This window comes from Ruegeria meonggei (genome assembly GCF_900172215.1).
In the GTDB taxonomy this organism is placed as follows: Bacteria; Pseudomonadota; Alphaproteobacteria; order Rhodobacterales; family Rhodobacteraceae; genus Ruegeria; species Ruegeria meonggei.
On record NZ_FWFP01000003.1, the window covers coordinates 126,845 to 142,600 of the forward strand.

The following is a 15,756-nucleotide window of genomic DNA, read 5'->3' on the forward strand; positions in this document are numbered from 1 at the left end:
TACCCGAACAAAGGCGGCTTGTGATCCACGCCGCCCACGCCTAGATGTTTGCCAAAGCAGATTTTCCGAGGTGATCCATGCGCGACCTTCCCTTTCCAGCCCGTGACGCAAATGCAATTGGCGGGGCCGATAATCTCGGCAACCTTCCAGAGTGGGACCTGACCGATCTGTATGCATCGGAAGACGCACCCGAACTGGATCGCGATCTAAACTGGCTTGCAGGCGAATGCGCCGCATTTGCCGCCGACTACGAAGGTAAATTGGCCGATCTGGATGCTGGTGAACTGCTGACCTGCGTTGAGCGTAACGAAAAGATCAACACCATCGCGGGCCGCATCATGTCCTTCGCGGGCCTGCGTTATTACCAGATGACGACAGATGCCGAGCGCGCCAAATTCCTGTCGGACATGCAGGAAAAGATCACGATCTTCACCACACCCTTGGTGTTCTTTACGCTTGAGATCAACCGCATCGACGATGACGTTCTGAAAGCCCATTTCAACAGCGACGCCGCGCTGGCGCGCTACGAGCCTGTATTCCGCCGCGTCCGTGCGATGAAGCCCTATCAACTGTCCGACGAGCTAGAGAAATTCCTGCATGACATGGGCGTTGTCGGCGACGCATGGGAACGCCTGTTCGATGAAACCATCGCTGGCCTGACCTTTACCGTTGATGGCGAAGAGCTGAATTTTGAAGCCACTGCCAATTTGCTAACCGAACAGGACCGCTCGGTCCGTGAGGCCGCGGCGCGCGAGATGGCGGCGGTCTTTTCCGACAACATCAAGATCTTTGCCCGCGTTCACAACACGCAGGCCAAGGAAAAGGAAATCGAAGACCGCTGGCGCAACGTGCCAACACCGCAAACCGGTCGCCACCTGTCCAACGATGTCGAGCCCGAAGTTGTTGAAGCCCTGCGCGACGCCGTTGTCGCCGCCTACCCCAAGCTGAGCCACCGATATTATGAGCTAAAGCGTAAATGGCTTGGGTTGGACGTCATGCAGGTCTGGGACCGCAACGCGCCATTGCCGATGGAAGACACTCGTGTCGTCGGTTGGGATGAGGCCGAAAAGATGGTGATGGATGCCTATAACGCATTCGACCCCCGTATGGGCGACATCGCGTCGCCGTTCTTTACCAAAGGCTGGATCGACGCGGCGGTAAAACCGGGCAAGGCCCCCGGCGCATTTGCACACCCCACTGTGACCGAAGTGCACCCCTATGTGATGCTGAACTACCTTGGCAAACCGCGCGACGTAATGACCCTGGCGCATGAGCTGGGCCATGGCGTGCACCAGGTGCTGGCCGCCGATCAGGGCGAGATGTTGTCATCGACGCCTCTGACGCTGGCCGAAACTGCATCCGTGTTCGGCGAAATGTTGACCTTCCGCAAAATGCTGGATCAGGCTGAAACGCCCGAACAGCGTAAAGTTCTGCTGGCAGGCAAGGTCGAGGACATGATCAACACGGTCGTGCGCCAGATCGCCTTCTATGACTTTGAATGCAAGCTTCACGCCGCCCGCCGCGAGGGCGAGCTGACCCCTGATGACATCAACGCCCTGTGGATGAGCGTCCAGGCCGAAAGCCTTGGGCCCGCGTTTGAATACATGGACGGGTATGAGACATTCTGGTCCTACATCCCACATTTCGTCCACTCGCCCTTCTATGTTTATGCCTATGCCTTTGGCGACGGATTGGTGAACGCGCTTTACTCGGTTTACGAAAGCGGTTCGGACGGGTTCGAGGATAAGTATTTCGAGATGCTGCGCGCGGGCGGATCAAAGCACCACAAAGAGCTGTTGGCTCCATTCGGGCTGGATGCAAGCGATCCGAAATTCTGGGACAAGGGCCTGTCGATGATCTCGGGCTTCATCGACGAGTTGGAAGCGATGGAAGACTGATCACATCTGGCTTTTGGTCGTCAGGAAGATGGCGGCCACGATCAGTACGGCCCCAAGGGCCGCAACCGGTGTGATTGCGGCCCCCAGAAACAGGGCTGAGTTGATAAAGGTGAACACCACGGACGCGGCGAACATCAAGGTCGCCGTCAGCGTCGAGACCCGCGCGGCGGCCTCGTACCACAGGTAATAGGCCAAGGCGGTCGGTAGCACCCCTAGCAGGATCAGGAACACCACATCGTTGACTGTCGGAACCTGCAGCGTAAAAGCGGCCAGTGGAACCAAAAGCAAGCCCGAGCACAAGAATATCCCGAATAGGAAACTCAATCGCTCGGCGGTTGATTCCGAGCTGTGCATCGCCCGGCTGCTGGAAATCAGGAACACCGCCCAACTCAGGCCGGCACCGATTTCAAGCAGATCTCCGAACAAAGGCTCTCCGCCCCCCTGAAAGTCGCGGAAGACAGTCAGAAAGACACCCAGGATTGCCAAAGTGGTGGCCAGAACGTCGGTGCGCGTAACTGGCGTATCAGCAAAGAAATACAGGAAGACCAGAACAAAGAACGGAGCTGTATTCTCAAGCACCATCGCATTCGCGGCACCTGTGTGTTCAAGCCCGATATGGAACAGGATGTAATTGACGACCGTGGACAAAACGGCCAGTCGAAAGTTCCAGTCGCTCAATCGGATCGACACCGAAACCCGCATCACCCGCAACATGCAGTAAATGGCCAGTGCCGCGATAAACAAGCGGGTCACTGCGATCTGAAGCCCACCCAAATCGCTGGTCAGATAGCGGACAATGACACTGTGCGTGCCCCAGAGAAACGCAGCAACGAACCCAAGAACCAGCCCGTTTTGTAATAGCGGCCGTTTCGACTGAGTTGCCGCCATCTTCCTGACCTGGTTACTTCAGCTGACTGTCTTTGGACCCGCGCCGGTTAAAGCCCGCACGGGATTTAAAAGCTCCGTCGCGTTCCTGCTGGCATTCAAGGCACAATTTGACGCCAGGCAGCGCCATGCGTCGCTTTTCCGGAATTGGTTCCTCGCATTCAGCGCAATGGGTCAGGCTTTCGCCCATCGGGCGTTTTTTTGACTGCATCCGGGCGAGCTCATCCGAAATGGATGCCTCAATCTGTTCACTTACCGCGCCATCTCGCGCCCAGCCGCCTGCCATCGGTCTCCTCCTGATCAGATGCCCGTCAGGTTAGCCGAGCCGGGCGCGGCGTGGCAAGTCAGAGCGCAACGGCTTTGTCAAAAACCAGATCGATCATCTCTTGCGTCCCGCGCGCAAACTCCAGCGGGCACAGATATTCGTCCCCTTCGCGGACCGACCGGCAAAACGCCTCGACCTGCAGCTTATAATGGTCGTCACCGGGAAATCGCGTGACCTGAACCTCAAGACCCGGACGGTGCAGTTCAACCCGCGCTTCGCCAAAGACCCGCGCGTTGAACGGCGTGGTCAGACGGATGACACCCCCTTCCCCGTGAAACACCATCTCTTGGTACGGATGCATGCGGATCGAGACATAGCTGGAATACGTAAAATCCGGAAACCGAGCCCGAATTTCGCTGAACGCATCAATTCCGTCCTCCCACCGAATGGCGGATTCGACAGAAACCGGCTCTTGCCCGGTTGCAAAGCGCACACCGCCAATCACATAGACGCCGATATCCCGCAGACCGCCGCCGCCAGTTTCTGCCTTGTTACGAATGTTTGTAACATCCGTCCGGTTGTCGAAACTGAACGCCCCTGTGACATGCACCAGTTTCCCGATGATCCCGTCAGCGATCAGCTTGCGGACAAACTGCCACTGCGGATGGTGCACGATCATATACGCCTCAGCCGCCAGCAACCCGGTCGCATCGCGCTTTTGGATCAAAGATTCGAACTCAGTCGCGGCCATGGTCATCGGCTTTTCGCACAACACGTGCTTGCCGGCGTCCAACGCCTTTAGACTCCATTCCACATGCAGGTGATTGGGTAGCGGGATATAGACGGCCTCAATCGCGGGATCCGCCAGCAGCGCTTCGTAACTGTCATAGATGGTCAAATCCGGACAAAATGCCTGAAACGGTTCAGCCTTGCCCACATTTGAAGTGGCCAACCCGGCCAGGCGTGCTCCATTTGCGGCGTGGATTGCCGGAGCCATGAATTGGCGCGCAAACTTCGCAGCCCCAAGAACACCCCATTCTACTGGTTTATGCATCATCTCCTCCGCCATTGGTTCCCGTATGCCGAAACCCGCAAGTTACCGCTAACAGTTCTGCGTCATGACATCTGTATCAATCAACCGCTGCGAAGTCAGGCTTTTCTCTGACCTTGGCCAACGAAAAACCGGCATCAGAACCGAGGAGTCGTCCGATTTTGTTACAAAAAAGCCCGCCAGATTTGGCGGGCCTATTCGTTTCGACTGAATATCCTCAGACCGTGCTGAGCATACCCTTTTCACGCGCAAGCTCGCGCATCTTTTTTTGCAGTTTCTCAAAAGCGCGCACTTCGATCTGACGAATGCGCTCGCGGCTAACATTGTACTGGGTACTCAGCTCTTCCAGAGTGACAGCCTGATCCATCAAGCGGCGCTGGGTCAGGATATCCTTTTCCCGGTCGTTCAGAACGTCCAGCGCCGCCGCCAGCAATTCACGCCGCGCATCAAGTTCGTCGCGCGCCTCATAATCGCCAGCCTGGTCGGCATCTTCATCCTCAAGCCAATCCTGCCACTGCATGGTCCCTTCGCCTTCGGATCCGACCGTCGCATTCAGCGAGGCATCGCCACCGGACATCCGGCGGTTCATGCTGATCACCTCAGTTTCAGTCACTCCAAGGTCATTTGCGATCCGTGCCACGTTTTCAGGGCGCAAATCCCCCTCTTCCAACGCGCCGATACGGGCTTTGGCCTTGCGCAAGTTGAAAAACAGCTTTTTCTGCGCCGATGTGGTACCCAATTTGACCATCGACCACGATCTCAGAACGTATTCCTGGATCGATGCGCGAATCCACCACATCGCGTAGGTCGCCAGCCGAAAGCCCTTTTCGGGGTCGAACTTCTTGACCGCCTGCATAAGGCCGACATTGGCCTCGGAAATCACTTCGGCCTGTGGCAGGCCATAACCGCGGTAACCCATAGCGATCTTGGCCGCCAACCGCAGATGCGATGTGACCATTTTATGAGCAGACTTAGTATCTTGCTCTTCCACCCAACGTTTGGCGAGCATGTACTCTTCTTCTGGCTCCAGCAGGGGAAACTTGCGAATTTCCTGCATATAGCGGTTCAGCCCGCCTTCCGGCGTCGGCGCGGGGAGATTTGCGTAATTTGCCATGTTTCATGTCCCTCCGACAAATGTTTAAGTCGTTAACATAGGATATGGGAAACCTTCCCGATCCATTCAAGAGGTACCGTTAACAGTTTGGGATTAACGATCGATAAAGGAAAGCTAAGAAATTGTTATTCACGCGTCTTTGCACATTATGACAGCGGTGCACGAAGCTGTTCAATCAGGTTTTCCATGTCCTTTGGCAGATCCGCCTCAAACCTCAGGTTTTCACCTGTCACAGGGTGTTGAAAGCCAAGAACCGCAGCGTGAAGCGCCTGTCTGGGAAACGACCGGACCGCGTCAGAAGCGTCCGTGTTGAAGGCTTTTGCGGCTAGTTTGCGCTTTCCTCCATAGACCGGATCGCCCACCAGCCCGTGGCCTGCATGGGCCATGTGAACGCGAATCTGATGGGTGCGCCCGGTCTCCAGCCAGCATTCGATCAGTGTCACACCAGCCGGAGTGCCAAATGTCTCAACCACCCGAGAGCGGGTCACAGCGTGCCGCCCGCCATGAAACAACACAGCCTGTCTCTGTCGGTCGGTCTTGTGGCGGGCTAACTGTGTAGTCAATCGCATGATATTGCCGGGCTCAAAGCTGACGCCCTTAACCCCGCGCAGACGTGGGTCATTAGCATCGGGCACACCATAACAAATCGCCCGATAATAGCGTTCGACACTGTGGGCCTCGAACTGAGCGGCCAATCCGTGATGCGCCGCGTCAGATTTCGCAACAACCAATAATCCGCTTGTTTCCTTGTCAATACGGTGCACGATCCCCGGGCGTTTGACGCCGCCAACCCCGGACAGGTCATCGCCGCAATGGTGCAGCAGTGCGTTCACAAGCGTCCCGTTCGGCGATCCGGGCGCCGGATGCACGACCATTCCAGCCGGTTTGTTAATGACGATCAGGTCCGCGTCTTCGTAGACAACCTGCAGCGGAATATCCTCGGGGCCGATATGGCTGTCTTCGGCTTCGGCCACGGTTACTGTCACCGTTGCACCTTCGACCACTTTGGCCCTGGGATCGCGCAGTTCTGTGCCGTTGATCCGAACGGCTCCTTCTTCGATCAACCGGGCCAAACGTGTACGAGACAGGCTCTCCTCGGCTGGCACATCCCGCGAAAGCGCCTTATCAAGGCGTGGCGGCGGATCGGCCGCAATCTGAAACTCAATCTGACGGGTGCTCATGACTGTCCCTTCCGAACCCCAGGAACCGCAGGAAACGCCACAGCTACGCTTGCTGCGGAGAATGGTCATGCTGCTGACCGCGGTGATGATTGGCGGGGTTCTAGTGACATTCGCACTGATTGTCATCCGACTATCGGACAGAACCCCCACCCTCCCCGATCAGGTCGAACTGCCGAACGGCGCAAAAGCCCAGGCTGTCACAATCGGAAGCAATTGGTACGCAGTGGTAACGGACGACAATCGCATTCTAATCTTCGACAAGACGACCGGGCGCCAGCGCCAGGAAATCACGGTCGAGCCCTGATCTTTAGGTTTCCAAAGCCATGCGAAACACGATCTCGGACGCCCTGCGCAGGGCATCATACTCTTCGGCGGTGTCCCTTCGGAATGCTTGTTCCTCTTCGCTTAGCTCAACCGGAGAGAACAACTGAGGTCGATCCGGGAAGAACTCCTGCTGAAATGGCGCATCTTCCGCAGTCAAAAACGCATCCAACCAGGCCCGCTCATCCGGTTCGAGAACGTCATGCCGCCGAACCATGACCAGATCATCGACCACACGCCGCCGCAGGCGTCGGCTTTCTCGCCGACCTATTGCGCGCGAAACGACGCCAAAAGCCTCGCTGGCCGCGCGTGATTGCGACGGGTTCGAAGGGCGATCTATTGCCCCCCCTTCAGGCAACGGCACACCGACCTGCGCCATGAAATCGTCCACCACATGTCCCCGCACCATCTCAGCGCGCTCGTATAAGGTCGGGATAACCTGCACGCCGGGAAAGGACTGACGGATTTGCGCCAGCTTTGCCGAAAAACTGTAGCTTTGAGGGTTGGCTTTAATTCTGTCCAACCGATTCCGCACGAAATCCGATGGGCTGCTGTTCAACCGGCCATTCTTGGCGCGTTGCTTGTAATCCGCTTCAAAAAAGTCTGAATAGCGGCGGCAATAGAAGGTAATCCGCAATTCTCGCGACGGTATTTCCGTAAAAACCTGAGCCAACTTGGTCAGATCGCAGGAATAGAACATTTCCGATGACACAAGGCAGGTCTGATCGTGATGCGCCTCGTATTCGCGGGTCATCATTTCGCGAAACGGGTCCATTGGATGCTGATTCTGGTTGATGTGAAACGCGATGATGTTGTGGCTGATCGCAAGGCGCGTGCTGCCTTCCAGCCTGCGCCGCCCCGCTTCCATGTAGCGCAATCCGACATCTGCAAGTTGATCTGCATTATTGCGCACGTACCCCTGCAGCGCAGTGGTGCCCGTCTTGGGCATCCCCATATGCAGCCAAAGCATCAGATACCTCCTGAGTCAGAGCTGGACCCGCTCATTCCTGGTGCTGAGCGACAAAGCCGGATGTCATCTGCTGCATGAGATCCTGCATTTCGGGCTGTTCACGCAGCGCCGCGATATGCTCGCGGTGCAGGTCACAAGACACATGGTGCAGACGCGCCGTTTCCGGGTCTGACATCAATTCGTAGAAATGTTCGCGCTTGCGGTCCAGAATAACATCAATTGAGCTGTCCCGTTCAGCGTTCTGGTTCATCATGTTCCAGTATTCCATCCCGAGGCTTTCCCCAAGATGATGGGCCCGCCCACGCATTTTCTTGACCAGATAACTCTCGCACGATTTCAGCGCGTAATGATTGACCTGCACCAGATCATATCCGATGGAATCCCGCGCCGACCGCCAACTGCTGGTGTAGTAGCGTTCCGGCATCTTTTGCGCCGACCCGTTGTACCAATGGCATTCCTCCATCGTCTCGACAGTGGGCCGTTTGGGTCGGTGAACGCCCAGCGCATCCCACAGCTGACGTTGGAACATCGTCTTGAAACCCCAAGCCTGCGGAGGGCGGGGTTTCTGTTCCTGCGCCGCACGCTGAAACTGATCCGACAGGAACCGGTCCTCATACCGGATGACACCTGCATTTCCGAACAGCCTCCACGTCATCGAGATCGTTTTTGCGTCCGGAATAGCCTCGGTCAGAGCCTGCAGGGTGTGGTCGCCGGTTTTCACATTGATATGCTCGTCGGCGTCAATCACGATGACCCAGTCCTGTGGCCGCGCAACCTCCATCCGGAGGAACTTTTTGTAGGCGCGCTTTTGCGGGCTGGTCTGGCGGCGCGAGTTGTTGTCGACATGGGTCACGATCCCCCTGTCGTGCAGCCTCTGCAGCAAGACATCCGTGCCGTCGGTACAATCGTTAGTCATCACGACAATATCGTCGACGCCGATCGCTAGGTTATGCGCCACCCACTCCAGAACAAAGGGGCCTTCGTTCTTCATCGGGGTAACACTGATGTATCGGGGATCCTGTTCGGTCATGACTGACTGCCCTGTCGGTTTATTGTTGGCCCGAGGTTACCAAAAACGGCATCCGGGCTTTGAAAGCAAACTAAGTGTTTTTGATTGCGTGACCAAGGGAAAATCAAACACACTTACCCACCAGCTCGTTTTAGTTGATTGGAAAACTTCTTGAGGGTCGGGCAAAGAACATGAGCCTGTCTGAGGTACTTACGCGCCTCTTTCTTGTCACCACGCTGAAGAAGTATTCGCCCGGCTTCACCTTGTATAAGTGCCGTGTTTTCGTCTAACTCCGCCGCTTGAATGATCTGGTTTTGACCTTGCTCAACAGCGCCATTCCTTTCCAGGTACTGCCCCATAGCGAAGATCAGAAAGGGGTTTCCCGGATCACAGGCCAGAGCATCCGCCATGACCAAACGACCATTCGCAAAATCTCCATCCATTTCATAGTAGTCTGCAAGCCGTTTAAAATAGAACGCGCTATCGGGAAAAACCCGCACCGTTCTTCGTGCATCATCAATTGCAGCAGACAAAGGTTTTTCACCTAAACGAACTTCAAGAAGTGTACGCAGACTCTGGTAGCCAGGTTCTTCTGCCGACAACCGGGCTTCCGGAGGAAGCTGTGTCGAGTTTTTTAAACCCTCAAAAATCAAGCTCAGACGCGTGCTGTTCGACACGAGGCGACGCGCACGTTGGTCAATGGCGAGTTGAGACCAATCCAACAAAATCAGATCCAAATTGCATGGCAAACGGCCCAACACTTTCCGTTGCGCGACATGAGCATTGTAGTTGAACCATGGACGCCTGATTGCCCTTAAAACGACCCAATCCATCGGAGGCATCGCCCGATGGGCAATCTGATCGCGATACACCAACCTCGACCCGAATATTGTAACGTCCGGCCGCATGGGCTTAGCCCAAAATGCGCGACTAAAAGACAGGGCAGCTTTCCACCGCTTTTTTTGACCTCCGAAAATCGCAGCCTGCAAAGCGGTGGCAACGGCATGATCCTCTGGCCAAAGGCCAGAATGCGCCAGCGCTTGTTCCGTCAGTTCCAGTGCTTCGGGCCACTTTTTCAAGTAGAACAAGTTCAGTGCCTGCAAAAGCGGCAGGAACGCATTGTCTGCCTTTGCTTCCAGAAGTGGCTCGACCAGTTTCCTGGCTTCTTCAGCGCGATCACCACCGTCAAGGCCATGCAATACAAAGGATGCCTTCGCGTAAACATGCGCAGCTTCGGAAGGATTCAAGAAACCACTTGGTCCGCCACGGAGTCGGTCAATCATTTGTTCGTTCGATTGTTTGATTTCATCCTCGGACAGAACATCCCGAAATACTTTGCGCTGCTGCCCCGAAATCCGGGCAGCCGCCATTGAAAACGCAGAGATAAACGGCGCGATCACGAGATCCGCTCGTGACATCGTATACAATTCGAGAAAGTCTCGCTGAGCCCGGGTCATGCCGGAAACGTCGGCAATGTCGCCCATTCCCAACAAGTTGGGGAACCGCGACTGAAAGCGCGCGATCAGTTCGGGTTGATCCGAAAACATAATGGCCGTTTGCCCGGCGGTTTTTTCAAGATGTGCCTCATACAGCTCTTCCGGCTCGATCTTGGCAGGCCAAGTCGTGTGCTTCCAGGGCAACCCGTTCAGGATATCGCCCCGCCGTATGTGATAGGCCGACACCCCCTGCCCCGACAGTTTGGCATCCGCTCGGTCCATGATGGCGCGGATTTCCTCTGTAAAGCCAATTCGGTAGATAAACTCGCGATACCTTGGACGGATCGTTTCGATATCCTCCCATGGAAAGGCAAACACCTCGAATCCCTCTTCGACCAGAACGGACCGGCCAGAGTTCAGATGTGCGATCAGACGGTCCGGAGACTTGTCGTTCTGAAACTTCCAGATCGGCAGGGCCTGCTTTGACAGCGCATCGAAATCCTTGGTGCTGAGGAAATAGGCGTCCATCCAGTCTTTCGTGAACAGATCCTGCGGTTGGTCCAGTTCCGGCGCGTCGGCTCCTTGCGGGAACCAGTTCACCCGGTAATCGGTATCAAAATCCTCGGCCAGGCGGATGCAGGTCAGCATCATCAGCAATCGTGCGCCCATGCGATCCTTGCGCTGGCCGATGAACACACCTTTGGGTGGGGTCATGAGGACCCCTCGACCTCGGCCATTGCAGCGCGTCGCAGAACCCGGAACCGTCGGCGCGCCTGCTGTACCAGTTTTGGATGGCGGTCTTCCGCAAAACCTTCGATCCCGCGCATGACCATGGGCAATTGACGGCGGGCCCGCATCATTTGGTAATACTCGATGGGCGCTAGCGTCCCATCCATCGCCTTCAGCATGACCGGCTTTAGAATATCCAGCTTACGCAGCATCGGCGCTGCAAAGTGGTTCGCAAACCATGTCTTGAGCAGCAGCACATTCTCTCCGCTCAGCCGCTGAACCTGTTGGCGATCAAGGTCAAAGAATGGATCATAGAAGACGTAGACTTTGCCCGCTGTCCGTACCGTCTGGGCCGCATCCCCCAAAGGTAGATCCCAATCCTGAACCTGACCAAAGCGATATCGGGTCTCCCACGGCACCAGACGCGCATCCAGCGTGGTTTGCGGATTGAAGGCAATCACATGCGAACCGGGAACCAGGCCAGAAAAAGTCAGCGCCCCAAAGCCGCCCATTGAGGCACCGGCGAACACCACACGGTCATATTTGTCAAAGAATCCTTCGGCAGCGCGATCCTGAAAATACGAAATGATCTCGGGGTCGCGATACCACGCCTTGGTCCTCGCAAAGACCCCCATATGCGACCAGCCTGCATCCCGGAAAAACTTCCACCCCCAGGGTTCGCGCGCAAAGGACAGGTCATTGGCGTTGGCGATATTGTCGAAGCTGACAACCAGTTGCGACGCCGAGCGCTGATGGAACAGCACCGAATGACGTTCAAGCTTTTGCAGGTATCCGGCACCGTCGCCGCCGGGGTAAAGCTCGACAAACCACGGCGGTGCGGGGTCGGTCAAAATCCGTTCATACCCGGTCTTGCGATCGGGGTGTTCGGGTTTCAACTGCTCTTTTGAAAGGTCGTCTGCCATGGTTCTCAAACAAGATTGTCCACCAGCCACACCCGAAAGTCCACCCAGTCCGGGCGCATCTTGATCTCGGCGATCTTGGCACGGTGCCAGTCGCAAGCCTGGGTGTGGAGCGGCCCTAGAACCTCATCCGCTTTCAACTCATCCAACAGCGGGGCCGCGCGCCGGGCGGTGGGCAGGATAGTTTGATCAGTTTCTTTGTTGGCATTCATGTCCTGCCAGTATGACTGCCCCTGATCCACCTTGATGTGATTTGTCCGCCCCCGGTCGCGTTTGATCAGAAAGCCATCCAGCGACCGCACCGAGTAGTGATGCAAACGACCAAGCGAATGATCAAACCCGCGCCAGGCCCGCCAGCCGACCTTTTCGCTTGGAAACAGCTTGCCGCCGGCATCCGACCAGGCAATCTCGGCCTCTTTCCCCTCTTCCACGCCTTTGGGGCGATGGGGGCCAAATCGGGTGAACTTGCCATTGTTGCGAAACAGTGTCTTCAGACCCGAGGCCCGGCTGGAATGATAGGGAAATTCCTGATCCCCCATCGAAAACGTTTCGGTCACTGGCCTGTCTTCAAAGCTGAGGTTGCCCGAACTGCCAAACAGTTTCCACGCAAACGAGATTGCGTCAACCGGCTGTCCGGCGCGATGTTCGACCTCGGTAATCAACGCGTCAAAGCTGTTATCCCCGTGACGGATGTTCCAAAACTCGTCCACATCCAGACAAAGCAGCCAATCGGCCGCTTTGACCTTTGCTTGCCGCCGCGCGCGTCGCAGCATCTGATGCTGTGGATTGCCGCCCTCTTTCACCTCGTTTGGCACATGGGTGGCGATCCCCAGTTCTTGCAGCCTGCGCGCGATATCATCCGTGCCGTCTTCACAGTCGTTGGTGAAAATCACAAAGTGATCAATCCCCAGCGCCTTATGGAACGCGACCCATTCCAGCATATAGGGGCCTTCGTTCTTCATCGTCGTGAATACGGTAATGGCCTGAGACATTAAGACCTTCCTCAGTTGCGTTGACCATCGTCATACACAACCCCGCGGGCACGGGCGAGACTGGAAATCCACATATCAATAATCCCCGGTAAACTGGTGCAACCCTACACTTCGAGAGAACAGCCGTTTTGCAATAGTGGGAATAGTTTGGTGCGGTCGAGAAGCATCTAGAACAATCGAACTAGCGCCGACAACCCCTTATTTTTATGGGCAAAGCGCCCTAGGGCAGACTTCAGGTTTCCCCAAATGTGTGCTGCCCCAAGGCGTATTGTGTGCTGTCGTGCCTGTCAAGTCACCCATAGGGAACGGTAGTAGGTCACAACCGCATTGCAGCCCCGAAACACTCAACCTAATGTAAAGCGATAGCATCTAACTACTACCAAAAGCATTTCAATGTCTTACCAGTATATTCTCTACGTCGATGAAGCAGGCGACGATAAAGCACATGACCTGAAACCACATAACCCAGACGGCAACTCAGAGTGGCTCTGCTTGGGTGGGTACGTTGTGCGCAAAAGCGTGGAGGCTGAGCTAGAGGAAAGAAGGAACGCGCTTCTCAGAGAGATCGGAGGGCAAGACGGGGGCGTCCTCCACTACCGGAACTACAAGCCACGCAACCGCATAAAAGTCTGCAAGAAATTGGCGACGTATCGTGCAAGAGCTTTTGTCGTATGTTCTTTCAAGGAGACCATGATTGGACACTCCAATCCCCGCGCAGCTACAGCGGGGGGTGATGAGCGCCAAATCCTTTATAACTTTGTGACCCGATTACTTCTCGAAAGAGTGACCGAGTTTGTTCACAACGACGCGTTGAAGCAGGGTCACAAAGACCCTGTGTTGAAGATCATAATGGCTAGCCGAAAGGGGCATCATTTTGGTCACTTCAAAGAGTATGTTCAGACGCTGCTGGAACAAGCCAAGGAAGGCACGACTTACTTGGATACCCGCGAGATCAAGCATGAAGTACTACGGTACGACCAAATTGAGCGCGCCCCGGCTTCCACGCTTCCCGGCCTCCAACTTGCCGACACCGTAGTTAGCGCGACTTTTCAATCAATCGAACGGTCGTCCCCACATTATTCAGACCACCCTGCCCTCCACTTGGAAAACATCGTCGCAAAAAAGAAGCACAGCCCGTGGTTCCCAAGCAAGGCGTCCAATGTGGGAATGACGTTGTATAAGGCCGCTCAGTTGGTAGATACGCTTTCAGAAGAGCAGTGGAGTTTTTTTGAGACATTCGGCTACGACCGCGCTTTTTTGAAGAAGCTCAGTGAGAAGAAGAAGGCAAAGTAAAGCTGATCGGCCATATCCAACTCAGATAAGAAATCTCAGCGCGCTGTGAGTTCCAACCACCACCGGTACCGTCGGCTCGGCACTATGATCTGCAAACGTGGTTGCTGATTGATGCCGCAATTATTTCGGCAAAAAAATCTGAGTGCCCGAGATTATACATAGTGCCGCGCAGACCCCCCGGTGGGGCCACATCAGGACCAACTCTCTCCACCTGCAAGAAATTCCCTTTAATACAATAAAAACAATGAGTTGACGATTGTCTCGGCATGAATCATCTAGGCGTTGCATCGCACTGATGCAGTACCACCAAGAATAGGAATAGTAGAATGATCGTCTTTGACTTTTGCCTCGGCCCCTTTGACTTGCTCGTCGAGCGTGAGACCCGTTCAGTCCCCTTCAAGGTGACCCGTGAGGGACCGGGCGAGACTTTCGTTAACGTTGGCCGCCACCGCCTGACGTTCACGAACCACAGAAGGTGCCCCAAGGCGTCCTGAACGCATGGGTCTCATTTGACCGGAGTGTAACAAGACAGGTGCCAACCCCTCAGATACTGTCTCATTTAAGTGGGGTTGACATTTAAAGCGCACTTTCTTACTTAACCTAAAGAGGTTAATGATACACACTCGGAGACAGGCACATGCTAATTGGATACGCGCGGACGTCGACAGCAGACCAGATCGCAGGGTTTGAGGCGCAGCAGCGTGAGTTGAAAGACCATGGTTGTGAGAAGGTGTTTGCTGAGCAGGTCAGTAGTGTGAAGCAGAGAGACCATCTTGAGGCCGCCATAGACTTTTCCCGTGAAGGTGACACTCTGGTGGTCACTAAGCTGGACCGTCTGGCGCGCTCGGTCCCTGACCTCATCGATATTCGCAAGCGGCTTTCAGCCAAAGGCGTTCGACTACACATCATGAACATGCCAATGATGAACGATAGCGCCACTGCACAGATGCTTGAGACAATCCTCGGGGCCGTTGCTCAGTTTGAACGTGAGGTGATGCTTGAAAGGCAGCGTGAAGGGATTGCGAAGGCCAAGGCCGAGGGGAAATTCAAAGGGCGCCCAGCTATGGACGAGACTAAGGCCGCAGCCATTCGTGAGGCGTTCCAAAATGGTGAGAAGCCAACCCAGATCGCAAGGGACTATGGGGTCAGTAGAGCGACGGTTTACAGGCTTGCCAAAGAGGCGGCGTAAGACGCGGATTTTGTAACCCGCAGGCCCCTTGTTTTACTGCCTAAATGGATAGCTGGCGGTGACTTGAGTGACCCCAGAGGCAAGTTGACCCCCATACGAGCCCCCACAGAACGATCAGCTAGCGGCAGTCATCCCCCATAATAGCCCTACCTGACGGCCGGACAGGGTCAATTCACCCACACTATAGCCGTACACAGAATTTCCGAATTGCCTCGTTTCGTGGAAGTGCGAGGCGATGTCAGCATGGCGTTATCACCGACCGACAAGGAAGGCTGATAGCAGACCATCTGTGGTGGGGCGTCCTGTGTGCTGGATGTCTCACCCAAGCATTCCCCGTGAGTTGCCCCGTGGGTTTCCCTGAAGCGGAACCTATCGGGCACTTCATGTGTATTTCCGATCTTTGTTGTCTTGAGATGGCGGGGCTTAGGTCCCGTCAGATCATTCCAGCGCGTCTCTGCATCAGGGCGTCATCCGTTAAAAATCCACCTTGCACACAGTGTAGC

Annotated in this window: 14 protein-coding genes; 4 read left to right on the top strand and 10 right to left on the bottom strand. The window is 55.5% G+C overall.

Annotated elements, in window-relative coordinates; genetic code table 11:
• The first annotated feature begins 77 nt into the window (after positions 1 to 77).
• Positions 78 to 1,898 (top strand): M3 family oligoendopeptidase, encoded by a 1,821-nt coding sequence (locus RUM8411_RS05730; RefSeq protein ID WP_085821734.1) that lies wholly within the window; start codon positions 78 to 80, stop codon positions 1,896 to 1,898.
• Here RUM8411_RS05730 and RUM8411_RS05735 read toward each other — a convergent pair whose 3' ends face one another.
• The 5 genes from RUM8411_RS05735 to RUM8411_RS05755 all read right to left on the bottom strand — a co-directional run bounded on the left by RUM8411_RS05735 (position 1,899) and on the right by RUM8411_RS05755 (position 6,394).
• The gene (locus tag RUM8411_RS05735) at positions 1,899 to 2,786 is read right to left on the bottom strand and encodes a DMT family transporter (RefSeq protein WP_085821735.1); all 888 of its coding nucleotides are present in this window, start codon (positions 2,784 to 2,786) and stop codon (positions 1,899 to 1,901) included.
• 13 nt (positions 2,787 to 2,799) lie between these two features.
• Positions 2,800 to 3,069: a DksA/TraR family C4-type zinc finger protein gene (locus RUM8411_RS05740; protein ID WP_085821736.1), complete on the bottom strand. Its 270-nt coding sequence runs from the start codon at positions 3,067 to 3,069 to the stop codon at positions 2,800 to 2,802.
• 58 nt (positions 3,070 to 3,127) lie between these two features.
• Positions 3,128 to 4,102, bottom strand: coding sequence for a Gfo/Idh/MocA family protein (locus RUM8411_RS05745; RefSeq protein ID WP_085822005.1), 975 nt, complete (start codon positions 4,100 to 4,102; stop codon positions 3,128 to 3,130).
• A gap of 214 nt (positions 4,103 to 4,316) precedes the next feature.
• Positions 4,317 to 5,213, bottom strand: a complete 897-nt coding sequence (rpoH, locus tag RUM8411_RS05750; RefSeq protein WP_085821737.1) for an RNA polymerase sigma factor RpoH — start codon at positions 5,211 to 5,213, stop codon at positions 4,317 to 4,319.
• A gap of 146 nt (positions 5,214 to 5,359) precedes the next feature.
• Complete coding sequence (locus RUM8411_RS05755; RefSeq protein ID WP_085821738.1) at positions 5,360 to 6,394, bottom strand: RluA family pseudouridine synthase; 1,035 nt, start codon at positions 6,392 to 6,394, stop codon at positions 5,360 to 5,362.
• On the opposite strand from RUM8411_RS05755, the gene RUM8411_RS05760 reads away from it, so the two are divergent.
• Positions 6,393 to 6,698 carry a DUF6476 family protein gene (locus RUM8411_RS05760; protein WP_085821739.1) on the top strand — a complete coding sequence of 102 codons (306 nt, stop codon included), beginning with the start codon at positions 6,393 to 6,395 and terminating at the stop codon, positions 6,696 to 6,698. The genes RUM8411_RS05755 and RUM8411_RS05760 overlap by 2 nt on opposite strands.
• A 3-nt stretch (positions 6,699 to 6,701) precedes the next feature.
• Here the strand turns inward: RUM8411_RS05760 and RUM8411_RS05765 are convergent, their stop codons facing one another.
• The 5 genes from RUM8411_RS05765 to RUM8411_RS05785 all read right to left on the bottom strand — a co-directional run bounded on the left by RUM8411_RS05765 (position 6,702) and on the right by RUM8411_RS05785 (position 12,771).
• A complete protein-coding gene (locus RUM8411_RS05765; RefSeq protein WP_085821740.1) occupies positions 6,702 to 7,685 on the bottom strand; it encodes a hypothetical protein in 984 nt (327 codons plus the stop codon).
• A 31-nt stretch (positions 7,686 to 7,716) separates the two neighbouring features.
• Positions 7,717 to 8,715 (bottom strand): glycosyltransferase family 2 protein, encoded by a 999-nt coding sequence (locus RUM8411_RS05770; RefSeq protein ID WP_085821741.1) that lies wholly within the window; start codon positions 8,713 to 8,715, stop codon positions 7,717 to 7,719.
• A gap of 113 nt (positions 8,716 to 8,828) precedes the next feature.
• Positions 8,829 to 10,844: a tetratricopeptide repeat protein gene (locus RUM8411_RS05775; protein ID WP_085821742.1), complete on the bottom strand. Its 2,016-nt coding sequence runs from the start codon at positions 10,842 to 10,844 to the stop codon at positions 8,829 to 8,831.
• On the bottom strand, positions 10,841 to 11,782 hold the full coding sequence (locus RUM8411_RS05780) for a hypothetical protein (protein WP_085821743.1): 942 nt from the start codon (positions 11,780 to 11,782) through the stop codon (positions 10,841 to 10,843). The genes RUM8411_RS05775 and RUM8411_RS05780 overlap by 4 nt, the downstream gene beginning before the upstream one ends.
• Before the next feature lie 5 nt (positions 11,783 to 11,787).
• The gene (locus RUM8411_RS05785) at positions 11,788 to 12,771 is read right to left on the bottom strand and encodes a glycosyltransferase family 2 protein (RefSeq protein ID WP_085821744.1); all 984 of its coding nucleotides are present in this window, start codon (positions 12,769 to 12,771) and stop codon (positions 11,788 to 11,790) included.
• 393 nt (positions 12,772 to 13,164) lie between these two features.
• Between RUM8411_RS05785 and RUM8411_RS05790 the strand changes: the two genes are divergently transcribed.
• Together RUM8411_RS05790 and RUM8411_RS05795 are read left to right on the top strand one after the other, a co-directional pair.
• The gene (locus RUM8411_RS05790) at positions 13,165 to 14,064 is read left to right on the top strand and encodes a DUF3800 domain-containing protein (RefSeq protein WP_085821745.1); all 900 of its coding nucleotides are present in this window, start codon (positions 13,165 to 13,167) and stop codon (positions 14,062 to 14,064) included.
• Positions 14,065 to 14,701: 637 nt separating this feature from the next.
• Positions 14,702 to 15,253 (top strand): recombinase family protein, encoded by a 552-nt coding sequence (locus RUM8411_RS05795; RefSeq protein ID WP_085821746.1) that lies wholly within the window; start codon positions 14,702 to 14,704, stop codon positions 15,251 to 15,253.
• The last annotated feature ends 503 nt before the right edge of the window (positions 15,254 to 15,756 follow it).

Bases quoted from the DNA above. Each gene is read 5' to 3' on its own strand.
- RUM8411_RS05775 (WP_085821742.1), bottom strand. From the start codon at position 10,844: ATGACCCCACCCAAAGGTGTGTTCATCGGCCAGCGCAAGGATCGCATG.
- RUM8411_RS05765 (WP_085821740.1), bottom strand. From the start codon at position 7,685: ATGCTTTGGCTGCATATGGGGATGCCCAAGACGGGCACCACTGCGCTG.
- RUM8411_RS05740 (WP_085821736.1), bottom strand. From the start codon at position 3,069: ATGGCAGGCGGCTGGGCGCGAGATGGCGCGGTAAGTGAACAGATTGAG.
- RUM8411_RS05760 (WP_085821739.1), top strand. From the start codon at position 6,393: ATGACTGTCCCTTCCGAACCCCAGGAACCGCAGGAAACGCCACAGCTA.
- RUM8411_RS05755 (WP_085821738.1), bottom strand. From the start codon at position 6,394: ATGAGCACCCGTCAGATTGAGTTTCAGATTGCGGCCGATCCGCCGCCA.
- RUM8411_RS05785 (WP_085821744.1), bottom strand. From the start codon at position 12,771: ATGTCTCAGGCCATTACCGTATTCACGACGATGAAGAACGAAGGCCCC.
- rpoH (WP_085821737.1), bottom strand. From the start codon at position 5,213: ATGGCAAATTACGCAAATCTCCCCGCGCCGACGCCGGAAGGCGGGCTG.
- RUM8411_RS05735 (WP_085821735.1), bottom strand. From the start codon at position 2,786: ATGGCGGCAACTCAGTCGAAACGGCCGCTATTACAAAACGGGCTGGTT.
- RUM8411_RS05745 (WP_085822005.1), bottom strand. From the start codon at position 4,102: ATGCATAAACCAGTAGAATGGGGTGTTCTTGGGGCTGCGAAGTTTGCG.
- RUM8411_RS05795 (WP_085821746.1), top strand. From the start codon at position 14,702: ATGCTAATTGGATACGCGCGGACGTCGACAGCAGACCAGATCGCAGGG.
- RUM8411_RS05790 (WP_085821745.1), top strand. From the start codon at position 13,165: ATGTCTTACCAGTATATTCTCTACGTCGATGAAGCAGGCGACGATAAA.
- RUM8411_RS05770 (WP_085821741.1), bottom strand. From the start codon at position 8,715: ATGACCGAACAGGATCCCCGATACATCAGTGTTACCCCGATGAAGAAC.
- RUM8411_RS05780 (WP_085821743.1), bottom strand. From the start codon at position 11,782: ATGGCAGACGACCTTTCAAAAGAGCAGTTGAAACCCGAACACCCCGAT.
- RUM8411_RS05730 (WP_085821734.1), top strand. From the start codon at position 78: ATGCGCGACCTTCCCTTTCCAGCCCGTGACGCAAATGCAATTGGCGGG.